This window comes from Pseudomonas sp. 58 R 3 (genome assembly GCF_900006605.1).
In the GTDB taxonomy this organism is placed as follows: Bacteria; Pseudomonadota; Gammaproteobacteria; order Pseudomonadales; family Pseudomonadaceae; genus Aquipseudomonas; species Aquipseudomonas salomonii.
On the sequence record NZ_CVTT01000081.1, the window covers coordinates 91,982 to 107,465 of the forward strand.

10 protein-coding genes are annotated in these 15,484 nt (G+C 58.6%); 9 read left to right on the forward strand and 1 reads right to left on the reverse strand.

What is annotated here, in order from left to right; translation table 11 throughout:
- Window positions 1-160: 160 nt before the first annotated feature.
- Complete coding sequence (gene tpx, locus BFP92_RS25670; RefSeq protein WP_065931661.1) at window positions 161-661, reverse strand: thiol peroxidase; 501 nt, start codon at window positions 659-661, stop codon at window positions 161-163.
- Window positions 662-819: 158 nt separating this feature from the next.
- Here tpx and BFP92_RS25675 point away from each other — a divergent pair, with 158 nt between their 5' ends.
- The 9 genes from BFP92_RS25675 to BFP92_RS25715 all read left to right on the forward strand — a co-directional run bounded on the left by BFP92_RS25675 (window position 820) and on the right by BFP92_RS25715 (window position 15,481).
- Window positions 820-2,109 (forward strand): glycosyltransferase, encoded by a 1,290-nt coding sequence (locus BFP92_RS25675; protein ID WP_065931662.1) that lies wholly within the window; start codon window positions 820-822, stop codon window positions 2,107-2,109.
- Between the two features lie 71 nt (window positions 2,110-2,180).
- Window positions 2,181-3,110, forward strand: coding sequence for an AraC family transcriptional regulator (locus tag BFP92_RS25680; protein ID WP_065931663.1), 930 nt, complete (start codon window positions 2,181-2,183; stop codon window positions 3,108-3,110).
- 320 nt (window positions 3,111-3,430) lie between these two features.
- Window positions 3,431-5,821 (forward strand): hypothetical protein, encoded by a 2,391-nt coding sequence (locus BFP92_RS25685; RefSeq protein ID WP_139114122.1) that lies wholly within the window; start codon window positions 3,431-3,433, stop codon window positions 5,819-5,821.
- Window positions 5,821-9,381 carry a hypothetical protein gene (locus BFP92_RS25690; RefSeq protein ID WP_065931665.1) on the forward strand — a complete coding sequence of 1,187 codons (3,561 nt, stop codon included), beginning with the start codon at window positions 5,821-5,823 and terminating at the stop codon, window positions 9,379-9,381. The genes BFP92_RS25685 and BFP92_RS25690 overlap by 1 nt, the downstream gene beginning before the upstream one ends.
- A gap of 259 nt (window positions 9,382-9,640) precedes the next feature.
- Window positions 9,641-10,963, forward strand: coding sequence for an ABC transporter substrate-binding protein (locus BFP92_RS25695; protein ID WP_065931666.1), 1,323 nt, complete (start codon window positions 9,641-9,643; stop codon window positions 10,961-10,963).
- 162 nt (window positions 10,964-11,125) lie between these two features.
- Window positions 11,126-12,016: a carbohydrate ABC transporter permease gene (locus tag BFP92_RS25700; RefSeq protein WP_056859283.1), complete on the forward strand. Its 891-nt coding sequence runs from the start codon at window positions 11,126-11,128 to the stop codon at window positions 12,014-12,016.
- A gap of 10 nt (window positions 12,017-12,026) precedes the next feature.
- The gene (locus tag BFP92_RS25705) at window positions 12,027-12,857 is read left to right on the forward strand and encodes a carbohydrate ABC transporter permease (RefSeq protein ID WP_056859282.1); all 831 of its coding nucleotides are present in this window, start codon (window positions 12,027-12,029) and stop codon (window positions 12,855-12,857) included.
- A 22-nt stretch (window positions 12,858-12,879) separates the two neighbouring features.
- Complete coding sequence (gene ugpC, locus BFP92_RS25710; RefSeq protein WP_065931667.1) at window positions 12,880-13,983, forward strand: ABC transporter ATP-binding protein; 1,104 nt, start codon at window positions 12,880-12,882, stop codon at window positions 13,981-13,983.
- A gap of 16 nt (window positions 13,984-13,999) precedes the next feature.
- Window positions 14,000-15,481, forward strand: coding sequence for a mannitol dehydrogenase family protein (locus BFP92_RS25715; protein WP_065931755.1), 1,482 nt, complete (start codon window positions 14,000-14,002; stop codon window positions 15,479-15,481).
- Window positions 15,482-15,484 lie beyond the last annotated feature (3 nt).

A 15,484-nucleotide genomic window follows, 5' to 3' on the forward strand; every position in this document is an offset into this window, starting at 1 on the left:
CCGGCTATTTACCTTGGATTACAACTTTTAACGGTTGACCTTAGTCCGCGGGCTATTTCGCTAAACGTCTGAAGCGCAAATAAAAACGGCCTGGACTAGGCCAGGCCGCAATCTTGCCGCAAGCGTGCTACTGCAAAATGACAGTAATGCGCCGAAACAGTTACTTCAAAACAGCCAGGGCTGCTTCGTAGTTTGGCTCCTGGCCGATTTCAGGCACCAGTTCGCTGTGCAGCACGTTGTTGTTTTCGTCCAGTACCACCACGGCACGGGCGGTCAGGCCTTGCAGCGGGCCGTCGGCCACGGACACGCCGTAGTCTACGGCGAAGTCGGCGTTGCGAAAGTCCGACAGGCTCAGCACGTTGTCCAGGCCTTCGGTGCCGCAGAAGCGCTTCTGGGCAAACGGCAGGTCAGAGGAGATGCACAGTACAACGGTGTTGCTCAAATCGTTGGCCTGGGCGTTGAACTTGCGTACCGAAGTGGCGCAGGTCGGGGTGTCGACGCTTGGGAAGATGTTCAGCACTTTGCGCTTGCCGGCGAATGTTTCCAGGGTCGCTTCCGACAGGTCTACAGCGACAAGGCTGAACGCTGGAGCGGTGGCACCGGTTTTCGGCAATTCGCCTTCAACCTGGACAGGGTTACCACGAAGGGTGACTTGGGCCATGAACGGAATCCTTATGCTGGGTTTTGGTTTAACGAATTCGAGAGGCCGAAGTTAACCACAAACTGAGGTGGCTACCTACCTCCAGACACAAATTGTCATGCCGCACAGGTGTGGTTTAATTGCGCGTTTTTTGCCCGCCCTTCAAGGATCCGCTTTAGATGAATCAGCCCGCCACCAAAGTCCTGGTCATTGGTTATGTCTGGCCGGAACCCCGCTCCTCCGCCGCCGGCGGGCATATGATGCAGATTCTGCAAAGCTTTCTGGACCAGGGTTGGGACATTACTTTCAGCAGCCCGGCGACCATTGGCGAACACAAGGCCGACTTGCCTGCCTTGGGCATCAGCGAGTGCGCCATCGAGCTCAACAATAGCAGTTTCGACGATTTTATCCGCGCGTTAGCCCCGGACATCGTGCTGTTCGACCGTTTCATGATGGAAGAGCAGTTCGGCTGGCGCGTGGAGCAATGCTGCCCCGATGCCTTGCGCGTGCTGGAAAGCTCCGATTTGCAAAGCCTGCGCGATGCGCGCCATCAGCGTTTCAAGGCCCATCTCAAGGCCCACCCCGACAGCGACGATTTCAGCGCACTGTTCAAGCCGGCCTTGCAGGAGGAGTTCCAATGGATGGCCGACACCGACCTCGCCAAGCGCGAGATCGCCGCCATTTACCGCTGTGATATCAGCCTGATGATTTCCGATGTGGAAATCCGCCTGCTCACCGAGCACTTCAAGGTGCCGGCCGCCCTGCTCCACTGGTGCCCGTTAATGCTGGAGCCGCCGACCGAAGCCTTTGCGCCGTTCGAAGACCGCGCGCACTTTCTCAGCATCGGCAATTTCCGTCACGCGCCCAATTGGGATGCGGTGCTGTGGATGAAGAACAGCGTGTGGCCGTTGATCCGCCAGCAACTGCCGGGCGCACAGCTGCATGTCTACGGCGCCTACACGCCGCCCAAGGCCACCGCCCTGCACAACCCTGCGCAGGGTTTTCATGTGATGAACTGGGCCGAAGATGCCCTGCAAGTGATGACAGCCGCACGTATCTGCCTGGCGCCCATACGCTTCGGCGCCGGGATCAAGGGCAAACTGATGGACGCCATGCTCTGCGGCACGCCGAATATCACCACGCCGATAGGCGCCGAGGCCATGGGGGACGAACAGCCGTGGCCGGGCATGATCGAACAGAGTGCGCCGGCACTGGCGGCGGCGGCCGTGGCGCTGTATCAAGACCACGAACGCTGGACACAGGCCCAGGAGGCGGGCCGCCGGTTGCTCGCCCGACGCTACGACCAGACCTTCCACGGCCCGGCACTTGTAGACTGCCTGCAACGCTGCCGCAGCCGACTCGCTGCCCATCGCCGGGATAACTTCACCGGCAGCATGCTGCGCCACCATGCGCATAAAAGCACCCAGTACATGTCGCAGTGGATCGAGGCAAAAAACCGCAGCCTATAAGGTTGGCGCTGGCGAGGTTGCGCACAAGGGGGCATTATCCTGTGCAGCAACCACAATAAAGCGACGGCAGCATGACCCGAGCAATGCGCATCACCGACCCTTCCTACGAGTTGATGGACGATCACAACGGTCTGTCCATCATCTATCGCCAGCACGGCTTCCCCTGCCCGCTGGTGCGCTGGCACTTCCACAAGGAATACGAGCTGCACCTGATCGTGGCCAGCGCCGGCAAGGTGTTTATCGGCGACTACATCGGCAACTTCTATCCCGAAAGCCTGTTCCTCACCGGCCCCAACCTGCCCCACAACTGGATCAGCCAGGTGGAAGAGGACGAGGTGGTCCCCAAGCGCGACATGCTGGTGAACTTCACCGATGAGTTGTTTGAGCAGGGCAACCACTTGTTCGCCGAACTCAAGAGCCTGACGCCGTTACTTGAACGGGCACAGTACGGCGTCGAGTTTCGCTGCAAAAAAACCATCGCCCAGGCCATGGACCTGATGCAGCGTATCGAAGACAGCCGGGGCATGGCGCGCCTTGGGCATTTCTTCATCTTGCTGGACGTATTGAGCGCCTGCGAGGACTACCAGTTGCTCTCCGGCGTGACCACGCCGCAACTGGCCGACGAGCACAGCATCGACCGCACCAACCGCGCGGTGGACTATATCTTTGCCCACTACGCGCGGGAGTTGCCTTTGGAGGAAGTCGCGGAACACCTGGGGATGAAGCCGACGTACTTTTCCCGGGTGTTCAAGCAGGCCACCGGGCGCACTTTTATCGAATTCGTCAACCGGCTGCGCATCAGCAAGTCCTGCGAATTGCTCGCGGACGGTGACAAGGCCGTCACCGATGTGTGTTTTGAGTCAGGCTTTAACAATATCTCCAACTTCAACCGGCGCTTTCAGCAACTCAAGGGCATGACCCCTTCCCACTATCGACGGTTGGCGATGCAGCGGTTGACGGAGCAGAACCTGATGCCGGTAGACGCCTCGCACTTCAGTTAAAAAGACCGCAAGCCTGAGGTGCCCTGGCGATCAGCGATGAATGCTCTCACGCCCGCCACCAGCATATCCCGCAATATAAATGGGGCGTAACGCCCTCCTGTGTACGACCAAAAAGCTACACGTCATTGGCTGGATGCACTGTCTCCTTACGGAACAGAACCTGGCTTGATTCTGTTGGGCGCGAAACACCCGGAACACAAAGTACCGGTGAAACTGCAACGCGCAGCAGGAACCTTGTAGGACCCACTGTCACTCAGCGAAGGCATCGCCGCTACTTTAGGCATTGGCTGGTGCTTTTCTGACGCACAAAGGGTAACTCTATGATCAACGTTCAGCCTTCACCCACTCAAAGCGCCCCGCTACTACCCGTCGAGCCAGTCAAACCGCTAACCCGCCACCCTCAGCCGGCTCAGGAGGCCCTCGACAACCCACCACCCGGCCCATCGAACACTCGCCCTGTTGCCGCGCGCATACGCCGAGACTTGCAGAACCCCAACGCCACACCGCCTTCACGCTTGGCGTCAACCCGCCAGTTCGCCGACGCGTTGGTTGAACGAGGCGACCAGCAACTGGCCATCGGCGTTGCCAACAGCATTATCCGCCAACGGCTCGCCAGAGAGACACGTCGCTCAAGCGAGGAGCCGGACAAGGTTGTCGTCCCACCGCACTCAACCTTCGGCCAGGCGTGGTCTGCGCTGGCTGACGCGCTCGAATCGCAACCGTTCAAATCGTTTGCCGAAGCCAAGTTGATTGAGACTTCGAACCTGATCATTGGCGTCGACGGCGCCCTGACCGAGAAGGTTGATGGCGGCTTAGTCAGTTACTTCTCCCCCAATGACCCTGAATGGTCTGCGGCCTCAGGCGCCGTATTGGCCGCCGCAAAAAAACTGGCAGGCATGCGTTATTCAGACATTGCGTTCTACGGTCGAGCGCAGGCATCCGCCAGCGACATCGCTGGTTTCTACGGTATGCAACTGGGCTCGATCGGCAGTAACGACACTCTGTCGATGGCCGGGCAACTGTTGCGCGACGGCAAGTTCGCTGCGTTAAGCAGCACCGACCCGCTGGATGCGCCCATCAAGCAGCGACAGCGGGAGGCGAGCCAACGGATCGTGGATCTGCCGACACACGCACTACGGCAGACGCTTGAGCCGTTCGCCCCGCTCACCGCGCAACAGCAGGTTAAGCAAGCGGATCGTGCGCTGGCGCAGCTCGTCAGCCAGGGGTTGATGAAACTGGTTCCGGAAACGACCCAATATGAAACCTCAGTCATTCTGGAAGATATTCCTGAGTATTCAACCTTCAGCCAAGTGCGCAAACATCTCTTGAATGCACTCAACGGCAATGCGTTCAAAACCTTTGCGAAAGACAACGATTTGGACCCCGGCAGCGTGCGCATCAACCCTGTCAGCGGTGCACTGACAGGTGAAGTGAAGGGTGTCCCCACCACGTTCACCGTCAACGATGTGTCAGGCTGGGCCGATGCCTGGGTCGAGATTAAGCCAGCCGTTCAACAGATGGCCGCCGGGTCTGACTCGGACGTGACTTACCCCACCGGCACCCGCGCGACACTGTTTGAAGTAATGGCGTTCTACAACGAAGCGCCGCCTCACCAAGAGGACAGTCGTAAACCGAGGTGGGAGCAACGCCAACTTGCGGCCACACTCGGCCGGGTGGTCGAGATCAACCAAAACAACAACTTCAAAGCATTGGCCGACACCGACCAAGCCAATGCCATACAGCAGCGCCAGCAGGCGGTAATACAGCAACTGGCCGGCACAACCATTCCCCCCTCGCCCCTTGAAACCCTCGCCGCCGCCGTGCGAGCCAACACAAACAACGCCACGGAGGAAAGCCAACAGTCACCCGCTGATGTGTTGGCCAAGGCCGAACACGACCTGGCCATCGCCGTGCATCGAGTGATGCTGCAGATCAAGGCTGACCCAGCCAAGGCCACGGCAACGATGATTGACTCGATCCCGGCCAACAGCCTGTTCGGTCAATCACTGGCTTACTTGGGCGACGCCCTGAACGCACGGGGTTATAGCGATTGGCGCCAGCAGAACAACCTCGTCGGTACCGACACAACTTGGGTTGCGCCAAAAGATGCGGCCGATCTGCGGACGAGAGAAACCGACTTTGCCAAACAGTTTCCTGAGCATTTCGACGTAATGAACCCTGTAAACGCTGCCGCAGCGCCATTCGCTGCCGGCACAAAGCCCGTCGAACTCAAATATGGCACCGCCAGCAGCGTACCGTTCGAATGGCTCTGCAATTTCTACGGTATCAGCACCGACCCCAGCAGCGAAAAATTTGCCCGGCAGTTGGAACTGATAGGCCGCACCCAGCACTTGCCGGAGCGATCGGAACCTGCGCAAGTCACAGTGGCGCGGCTGCGAAGTCAGCGTACCGCGCTGGGTAACAGCAATGATCGGTATGCGTTAATCAATCTGTTGAAGCAAGGCAAAGTCGACGACAGCGCGCGCTTTGTAGTCTCTCCCGACTCATCGCATCAGCCTAAAAGCGTCACGACGGTTCAGCAATTTATCGCGGACAATGGCTGGTACACCACGCAGTCGAAAGCCGATAACGACAATCTACTGGCGGCGTTGCAGACGCCAGTCCCACGGTCGCCACCGCTGGGCAATCACTGGGGGTTTCTGTCGACGCCGCTGTCGCTGAGCACTGCGCAACGCAGCGCAGCGCAGTAGTGGAGCAGGTAAAAACACTCATTGGCGCCGAGAAAAGCCTGCTCGACTATCTAGGCACAGCGGTCCCCAACCTCAGTAGTGATCCGGCAACCGCGTTGCAACAACTGCTCTCCACGGATAAAGCCCTGGCGTTAGCGGCCAGCCTGCAAACCCAGATGAAGGGTGCGCCAACCGCTACCAGCCTTCAACAATGGCTGTTAACCGTGCTGGTGCTGGAACTCGACCCGGCCGCCGGCACGATGCGCAATAGCGTTGCGGGTTTTGATTTCATGCAATCGGCCAACTGGGGGCTTGAGCCGGGTGAGATTCGTGAACGCTTCAACCAGCACTTGGCTTCAGAGCGCAACATTGCGCCCAACCTTGTGCCGGCAGTTGCCCAATTATTGATGGCGGGGACGGCCCCTGCCCTGCTGGCAAAAGAGATGCCATCAATGGCCTGCTTCAGTTCCACTGAGTGGGTCGCCTTTGCCACTGCCGTCAACCGGGTTGAATGGATAGCCCCCGGCGCCAGCGCAAATATGACCTTCCAGCAAGCGATGAACTTTCACAAGATAAGGCCCATTTCAGCCACTGAAGCCCGACTGGAGGCCTTGGCCCAGGTCAATCCAGTCAGAGACTGGGCAATTGCCAACAATCACGAAATCCAAAGTGACACCGCTCCCTACACTCCTGAGCAGCACAGATTGAGCCAGGAAAAACTGGACCAACAGATCAAGGAGACGTCCGAGGCAATCAACTTCCTGCGCGGGCCGGAGGCGCCCACCAGAAGGAGCATGGCTCTAAAGGCGTTGCGAGAAAAATTTGGTAACCATATCGACTACGAACGCGCTGATCTTTGGGAATCGGTGGGAGGCGGGCTGTTTTCGGGTGTCAATGCAAGCATCGTTGAAGCCTACGAGGCCGGGCGCCTTGGAGAACGCTGGACGTCATCGCGTCCGGGACTGGATACCGAGGCACTGCGCGCCGGCGCTAGCGAGTTGCCTGATATTAATGCCCAGTTCAACCAAGCCATTGAACAAGACTACACGCTGCGCAGACGACACACCGTCACACTGTTCAAGGGGATGCTGAGCAAGCTGCCTCTTGCTGATCGCGAGAGTCTCGTCAACGGATCGGTGAAAGTTTATCAAGTCAAAGGCGCCGGCAATGGCATCGTATTAACGACAAATTACCAGGGCGTTGACAGAGCCTTTGCGATCTACCCGGCCATTGGAAAAATAGTAAAAATCCCCGCTATCGACCCAACGATCCCTGACGGCACTTCCGGCCTGCAAACCCTCGACGCAACGGCGTTCAATAACGGCGCAGAGCCGAAGCCCGGAACCCGATCCAACGTCGTATTGACCCGGATCGACGAAACCGACTTCGTTATCCCGAATGACGACCCAACAACCGGTATCAGGCAGCTCTTGGTTGCGTTCAGCGCAACCCATGAGACCTCCAACTACGACAGTCAAAGAACCCAGTATTTGTCTAAGTTGCTGGTGGACTCGATCTACTTGAACAAAACCAGTTTTGTCGCAACGCATTTGAACCGGCGTGCGAACAGAGTTGAAAACGCCGTGGAACCTATTGACGCCTTCGAAGGCATTTTACGCGCCCTCCCGGGAGGCTCCAGTGTGCTGGATGTTTTCCAGGGCAAGTATGCGCAGGCGGTGTGGGACCTGGGCGTTGATATTGTGATGTACGTCGCCACCGAGGGCCTGGGCAAACTATGGACATTGGCAAAAACAGGTGCGGGCTGGGCAGGTTCAAAGATCGCCGCCGGTTTGATCGATAAGTTCGGGGTTAAAGAGGTTGAAAATATCGCGTTCACCGACCTGACTGCCTCCAGCGTCTCGGAGTCGTTAAGCTCGTTCGGGCGCACGCAAATTGCCCCTTCAGCCGAACGCAATGCGGGCACATTTGCTTCGGCGGCCAACCGGGCTGATGGCACAATAAGTTACGGCGGCACTGAGCAAGCCAATATCAGCGCAGTACGCCAAGACGGTCATTGGTACGCGTATGACGTTACGACCGACGCGGCTTATGGCCCGCCTCTGGTGAGCTTTGTGCCCGATACCTCTTACGTCTTGCATCAAGAAGCCCTGGCGGACGGCAGCCACGCACTGGTGACGGAGAAACCGGTATCCGCCAACGCTTACACAGTGCCCCGCACTCATGGTTTTGACCTGGTCGAAGGCGAACGCGTGTACCGCTACGACACTCGCAACCCGGGGGTAATGACTGATCTGGAATCAGCCGAGCACTTTAAACCTTTGGAGGGCTTTGAAGGCATCTGCCCTGCCCCTTCTATCTCGGCGGGCAGGACTAAACGCGTGGTCGATACGACCTGTTTTTCCAAAGTGCTCAACAACGTTGACGACCTGGCCGCTCAGGAACTTCAAGCGCTTGAACACGTGCGCCTGTTCCCTTCAGTACCCGAACTTCTGGAGAAGGACAGATTCACTGTTTTCCAGCGACGCCGTTACCGTTGGGTTGAACACGACACGGGGCTTCGCTTGGAGCCCGTGACCGATCAAAAACCTATCATCTATAAACAGGAGATAAGCGCCAGCCTCAAGAACGACGCTGGGTTTGGTTTTTATAACTTGAACCCGGACAACCTGTTAGAAGCAGAATCGCGTGTCGTCAAACTCAACCGCATCAGTGATCTGTGTGACGACACGCGGGAACTCAGAGGCATTGTCGTCAACGACCCCCAGGGCAGCGCCGCTAAATACTTGGTAATCGAGGCCGACACCGCCGAGTTCTATTACACAAGGCTGGAGACTCCGCAGCCAAACGAGATCGTATTCAAAAAATGCACGTCCGCTGAAAAACCGATGATCAAAGAGTACCGGGACACCCTCAGAGCGCGCCAACAACCTGGCCCTAAAACACTTCGTCCCACACAGCTGGTCAGTGAGGGCAAGGTGGCCAACCTCAATGATTTGTCCCTGTGGCGCACACTGCAAGCGCCTAAGGGAGATAAGGCACGTGTCGTCATGGACGAGGTTCAACAAGCACTTCAACCGCACTTCGAAGAGATCGCTATTACCGACGTCCCCACCGCTAATGAAAACGGGGTCACTCAATACAAATATGATGGCAACCACCAGGCCGTGAGGAGAAGACGCGACGAACTGCGCAAGGAGCTGGGACTGGATAATTATGGCGCAGTGCGCAGTGAGACGTTTCAAACCCGATTGGCCCGACGAGTGGGCGCGGAAAGGGACGCAAACGGAAAAATATTCGGACAGTGTGCCGAGATGGCGGCGTATGCCGCAGATACGATCAAGGCGTCAGCCAAAGAGAGCGGCTACCGAACCTATATGGTGCAAATCCCCGGCAGCAATCATACGCTCGTGTTGCTGTCAAAAAATGTTTACCGGGCCGGGGAGAAAATTAACTGGGAGCGTGAGTTCAAAGAAGGATCCATCACGGTTGATTTGTGGCAAAGCGTTTTAAATAAGACAAGCGCCCGAGCCAATAAAATGTTGACGCACTTATCGAAAAACCACCTGTACACCAAAAGCAAACCTCCCGCCACGATTCAAGTGGAAATGAAAGTTCATTGATTCAAACATCCCAGCCACGGGATTTCTGGGCAGGCCGCACGGCAACTGTGCGGCCGTGCGTTTGCCCAACCCTGGAGAAACCGTATGAGCCGCCTCAGCGACCAGTGCAAAAAAGTATCAGCCCCAGTGCGCCCAAGGATTTGTCATAACCCCAATTGAAGGCTGTAATCACCGCACACTCTTCCTGACATCTTGTCGGAAGACACAACAACAATAACTGTCCTTCTGTAGCCCCTTGGGCGCGGAAATGGAGTGCGCGATGAAGTTCACAGCAAAAGCACTGCTTGTCTCCACCTGCATGACTACCTGCATGACCCTCAGCGCCGTCAGCTTTGGCGCGCAAACCCTGACCATTGCCACCGTCAACAACAGCGACATGATCCGCATGCAAAAGCTCTCGAAAACCTTCGAGACCGAGCACCCGGACATCAAGCTGAACTGGGTGGTGCTTGAAGAAAACGTGCTGCGCCAACGCCTGACCACCGACATCGCCACCCAGGGCGGCCAGTTCGACGTGTTGACCATCGGCATGTACGAAGCTGCACTGTGGGGCGCCAAGGGGTGGTTGGAGCCGATGAAAGACCTGCCGGCGTCCTACGACCTCGACGACGTGTTCCCTTCGGTGCGTGACGGCTTGTCGGTCAAAGGCTCGTTGTATGCCCTGCCGTTCTACGCCGAAAGCTCGATCACCTACTACCGCACCGACCTGTTCAAGGGCGCCGGGCTGAGCATGCCCGAGCACCCGACCTGGACCCAGATCGGCGAATTCGCCGCCAAACTCACCGACAAGAGCAAAGAGCAGTACGGCCTGTGCCTGCGTGGCAAAGCCGGTTGGGGTGAGAACATGGCGCTGATCACCACTCTGGCCAACGGCTACGGCGCACGCTGGTTCGATGAAAAATGGCAGCCTGAATTCAACGGCCCGGAATGGAAGGACGCGTTGAACTTCTACGTCGACAACATGAAGAAATCCGGCCCGCCGGGTGCTTCCAGCAACGGTTTCAACGAAAACCTCGCGCTGTTCAACAGCGGCAAGTGCGCGATCTGGGTGGACGCCAGCGTGGCCGGTTCGTTCGTCACCGACAAGTCTCAGAGCAAGGTCGCTGACAGCGTCGGCTTCACCTTCGCGCCCCACGAGAAGACCGACAAAGGCACCTCGTGGCTGTACTCCTGGAGCCTGGCGATCCCGACCAGTTCCAAAGCCAAGGACGCCGCCAAGGTGTTCACCACCTGGGCAACGTCCAAGGAATACGGCGAGCTGGTTGCCAAGACCGATGGCATCGCCAATGTGCCGCCGGGTACGCGCAAATCGACTTACAGCGACGAGTACCTCAAAGCCGCGCCGTTCGCCAAGGTGACCCTCGAATCGCTGAAAGTCGCCGACCCGACCAAACCGACCCTCAAGCCGGTGCCGTATATCGGTATCCAGTTGGTGACCATTCCTGAATTCCAGGCGATCGGTACCCAGGTCGGCAAGTTCTTCTCGGGCGCGCTGACCGGTCAGCAAACGGTGGACCAAGCCTTGACCGCCGCGCAGACCACCACCGAGCGCGAGATGAAGCGGGCGGGTTATCCCAAATAACTCAGCATCACCGCGATAAATGCTTTGTGTGGGAGCTTGCCTGCGATGCGGGCGACTCGGTCTGTCAGCCAGACCGATGTGATGCCATCGCAGGCAAGCCAGCTCCCACATTGAGCGCGCTCCGATTCTAGTTTTGCATGCACCCGACTGGTCTTGATCCTAATGAATACAACACCCAAAAACCGCCTGGCCAACCCCGGCTGGTTCCTTGTCAGCCCCTCGGTGGCCATGCTGCTGCTGTGGATGATCGTGCCGCTGGGCATGACCCTGTACTTTTCGCTGATCCGCTACAACCTGCTCTACCCTGGCGAAAACCAATTCGTGGGGCTGGAGAACTTCACCTACTTCATCACCGACTCGGGCTTCCTGCCTGGCGCCACCAATACCCTGTTACTGGTGGGCAGCGTGCTGCTGATCAGCGTGGTGTTCGGCGTGTTGATCAGTGCGCTGCTGGAGGCCAGTGAGTTCTTTGGCCGCGGCATTGTGCGGGTGATGCTGATTTCGCCGTTCTTCATCATGCCCACCGTCGGTGCGCTGATCTGGAAGAACCTGATTTTCCACCCGGTATCGGGGATTCTCGCCGCCGTGTGGAAGCTGTTCGGGGCCGAGCCGGTGGACTGGCTGGCGCACTACCCGCTGCTGTCGATCATCATCATTGTGTCGTGGCAGTGGCTGCCCTTTGCCATCCTGCTGCTGATGACCGCCATGCAGTCCCTCGACCAGGAACAAAAAGAAGCCGCACGCCTGGACGGTGCCGGCGCCATCGCGATCTTCTGGCACCTGACCCTGCCGCACCTGGCGCGCCCGATCGCCGTGGTGGTGATGATCGAAACGATCTTTTTGCTCTCGGTGTTCGCCGAAATCTTCACCACCACCAACGGTGGCCCCGGTTACGCCTCGACCAACCTCGCCTACCTGATCTACAACCAGGCGCTGGTGCAGTTCGACGTGGGCATGGCCTCGGCCGGCGGCTTGATTGCCGTGGTCATCGCCAATATCGCGGCGATCATCCTGGTGCGGATGATCGGCAAAAACCTGACTGACAAGCCTTGAGGGCCGCGCCATGACGCTTCAACAATCCCGCCGCCTGCAAAGCCTGTTGCTCGGCACGTTGGCCTGGGCCATCGCGATCCTGATCTTCTTCCCGATCTTCTGGATGGTGCTGACCAGCTTCAAGACCGAAATCGACGCGTTCGCCACGCCGCCGCAGTTCATCTTCACGCCGACGCTGGAGAACTACCTGCACATCAACGAGCGCAGCAACTACTTCGCCTACGCCTGGAACTCGGTGGTGATCTCGTTCAGCGCCACCGCCCTGTGCCTACTGATCTCGGTGCCGGCCGCCTACTCCATGGCGTTCTACGAAACCAAACGCACCAAGGGCACCTTGCTGTGGATGCTGTCGACCAAGATGCTGCCGCCTGTGGGCGTATTGATGCCGATCTACCTGCTGGCCAAGAGCCTTGGCCTGCTGGATACGCGCATTGCGCTGATCATCATCTACACCCTGATCAACCTGCCGATTGTGGTGTGGATGGTGTACACCTACTTCAAGGACATCCCCAAGGACATCCTCGAAGCCGCACGCCTGGACGGCGCCACCCTGTGGCAGGAAATGGTCCGCGTGCTGCTGCCGATCGCCAAGGGCGGCCTGGCCTCCACTGTGCTGCTGTCGCTGATCCTGTGCTGGAACGAGGCGTTCTGGTCGCTGAACCTGACCTCCTCGAACGCCGCGCCGTTGACCGCGCTGATCGCCTCTTACTCCAGCCCCGAAGGCTTGTTCTGGGCCAAATTGTCCGCCGTTTCGACCCTCGCCTGTGCGCCGATCCTGATCTTTGGCTGGATCAGCCAGAAACAGCTGGTGCGTGGCCTGTCCTTCGGCGCAGTTAAATAATAATTCCAAGCGGAGGCCCATCATGGCCAACCTGAAAATCAAGAATTTGCAAAAAGGCTTCGAAGGTTTCTCGATCATCAAGGGCATTGACCTTGAGGTGAACGACAAGGAGTTCGTGGTGTTCGTCGGCCCGTCGGGCTGCGGTAAATCCACCCTGCTGCGTTTGATCGCAGGCCTTGAGGAAGTCACCGAAGGCACCATCGAACTCGATGGCCGCGATATCACCGAAGTCACCCCGGCCAAGCGCGATTTGGCCATGGTGTTCCAGACTTACGCGCTGTACCCGCACATGAGCGTGCGCAAAAACATGTCGTTTGCCCTGGACCTGGCGGGTGTCGACAAGAAGCTGGTGGAAAGCAAAGTCAGCGAAGCGGCGCGTATTCTCGAACTTGGCCCGTTGCTGGAGCGCAAGCCCAAGCAACTGTCCGGTGGCCAGCGTCAGCGCGTGGCGATCGGCCGTGCAATCGTGCGTAACCCGAAGATTTTCCTGTTCGACGAACCGCTGTCCAACCTCGACGCCGCCCTGCGTGTGCAGATGCGCCTGGAACTCTCGCGCCTGCATAAAGAACTGCAAGCGACCATGATTTACGTGACCCACGACCAGGTCGAGGCCATGACCCTGGCCGACAAGGTGGTGGTCCTCAACAGCGGCCGCGTTGAGCAGGTCGGCTCGCCGCTGGAGCTGTACCACCAGCCGGCCAACCTGTTTGTGGCGGGCTTTCTGGGTACGCCGAAAATGGGTTTCCTCAAGGGCAAGGTGACCCGTGTCGAGGGTCAAAGCTGCGACGTGCAACTGGACGCCGGCATGCTGATCAGCCTGCCAATGAGCGGCGCCAGCCTGAGCGTGGGCAGCGCGGTGACCCTGGGTATTCGCCCGGAACACCTGGAAATTGCCTCGCCTGGCCAAACCACGCTGACCGTCACCGCCGACGTCGGCGAGCGCCTGGGCAGCGACACTTTCTGCCACGTCATCACCGCCAGCGGCGAGCCACTGACCCTGCGCATCCGTGGCGACATGGCCAGCCAATACGGCGAAACCCTGCAGTTGCACCTGGACCCGGCGCACTGCCATCTGTTCGACACCGATGGCGTGGCCGTGGCTCGTCCACTGCGCGCTGCCGCCTGATTTCGCGAGACTTGTGATGAAACTGAATAAACAGAACCTCACCCAATTGGCGCCGCACGTGAAAATTCCCGCCTATGCGATTGCCAGCACCACCCAGGGCATCGCGCATATCGGCGTCGGCGGTTTCCACCGCGCGCACCAGGCGTATTACACCGACGCGCTGATGAATACCGGCGTTGGCCTGGACTGGAGCATCTGCGGCGTCGGCCTGCGCAGCGAGGACCGCAAGGCCCGCGACGACCTGGCCGGCCAGGACTACCTGTTCACCCTGTATGAGCTGGGCGATACCGACGACACCGACGTGCGCGTGATCGGCGCGATCAGCGACATGCTGCTGGCCGAAGACGGCGCCCAGGCGCTGATCGACAAGCTGGCCAGCCCGCAGATTCGCATCGTTTCGCTGACCATCACCGAAGGCGGCTACTGCATCGATGACAGTAACGGCGAGTTCATGGCACACCTGCCGCAGATCCAGCACGACCTGGCGCATCCCAATGCCCCGAAAACCGTGTTCGGGTTTATCTGCGCCGCACTGACCCAGCGTCGCGCCGCCGGCACCCCGGCGTTTACCGTGATGTCCTGCGATAACCTGCCGCACAACGGCGCCGTCACGCGCAAGGCCCTGCTGGCATTTGCCGCCCTGCACAACGCCGAACTGCACGACTGGATCAAGGCCAACGTGAGTTTCCCGAATGCCATGGTCGACCGCATCACACCGATGACCAGCAGCGCCCACCGCCTGCAACTGCACGACGAACACGGCATCGACGACGCCTGGCCGGTGGTATGCGAGCCATTTGTGCAATGGGTGCTGGAAGACAAATTCGTTAACGGCCGCCCGGCCTGGGAAAGCGTCGGGGTGCAGTTCACCGATGACGTCACGCCTTACGAAGAGATGAAGATCGGCCTGCTCAATGGCAGCCACCTGGCCCTGACCTACCTGGGGTTTCTCAAGGGTTACCGGTTTGTACACGACACCATGAACGACCCGGTGTTCGTCGCCTACATGCGCGCGTACATGGACCTGGACGTGACGCCAAACCTGGCGCCGGTACCGGGCATTGATTTGACCCACTACAAGCAGACGCTGGTGGACCGTTTTTCCAACCAGGCGATTGCTGACCAGTTGGAGCGTGTGTGCTCCGATGGCTCGTCGAAGTTTCCCAAGTTCACCGTACCAACCATCAATCGCTTGATTGCCGATGGGCGTGAAACCGAGCGCGCGGCGTTGGTTGTCGCCGCCTGGGCGTTGTACCTCAAAGGCGTTGATGAAAACGGCGTGACTTACAAGATCCCCGACCCACGCGCCGAGTTCTGCCAGGGGCTGGTGAGTGACGACGCGCTGATCAGCCAGCGCCTGCTGGGTGTGGAAGAGATTTTTGGCAAGGCTATTCCCAACTCGGCTGAGTTTGTGGCAGCGTTTGAGCGTTGCTATCAAAGACTTCGAGATAATGGCGTAACAAAGACTCTGGAAGGCCTGCTCGCCAAGATCAACTGACGA

Bases quoted from the DNA above. Each gene is read 5' to 3' on its own strand.
- BFP92_RS25695 (WP_065931666.1), top strand. From the start codon at position 9,641: ATGAAGTTCACAGCAAAAGCACTGCTTGTCTCCACCTGCATGACTACC.
- BFP92_RS25675 (WP_065931662.1), top strand. From the start codon at position 820: ATGAATCAGCCCGCCACCAAAGTCCTGGTCATTGGTTATGTCTGGCCG.
- tpx (WP_065931661.1), bottom strand. From the start codon at position 661: ATGGCCCAAGTCACCCTTCGTGGTAACCCTGTCCAGGTTGAAGGCGAA.
- BFP92_RS25705 (WP_056859282.1), top strand. From the start codon at position 12,027: ATGACGCTTCAACAATCCCGCCGCCTGCAAAGCCTGTTGCTCGGCACG.
- BFP92_RS25680 (WP_065931663.1), top strand. From the start codon at position 2,181: ATGACCCGAGCAATGCGCATCACCGACCCTTCCTACGAGTTGATGGAC.
- ugpC (WP_065931667.1), top strand. From the start codon at position 12,880: ATGGCCAACCTGAAAATCAAGAATTTGCAAAAAGGCTTCGAAGGTTTC.
- BFP92_RS25685 (WP_139114122.1), top strand. From the start codon at position 3,431: ATGATCAACGTTCAGCCTTCACCCACTCAAAGCGCCCCGCTACTACCC.
- BFP92_RS25715 (WP_065931755.1), top strand. From the start codon at position 14,000: ATGAAACTGAATAAACAGAACCTCACCCAATTGGCGCCGCACGTGAAA.
- BFP92_RS25700 (WP_056859283.1), top strand. From the start codon at position 11,126: ATGAATACAACACCCAAAAACCGCCTGGCCAACCCCGGCTGGTTCCTT.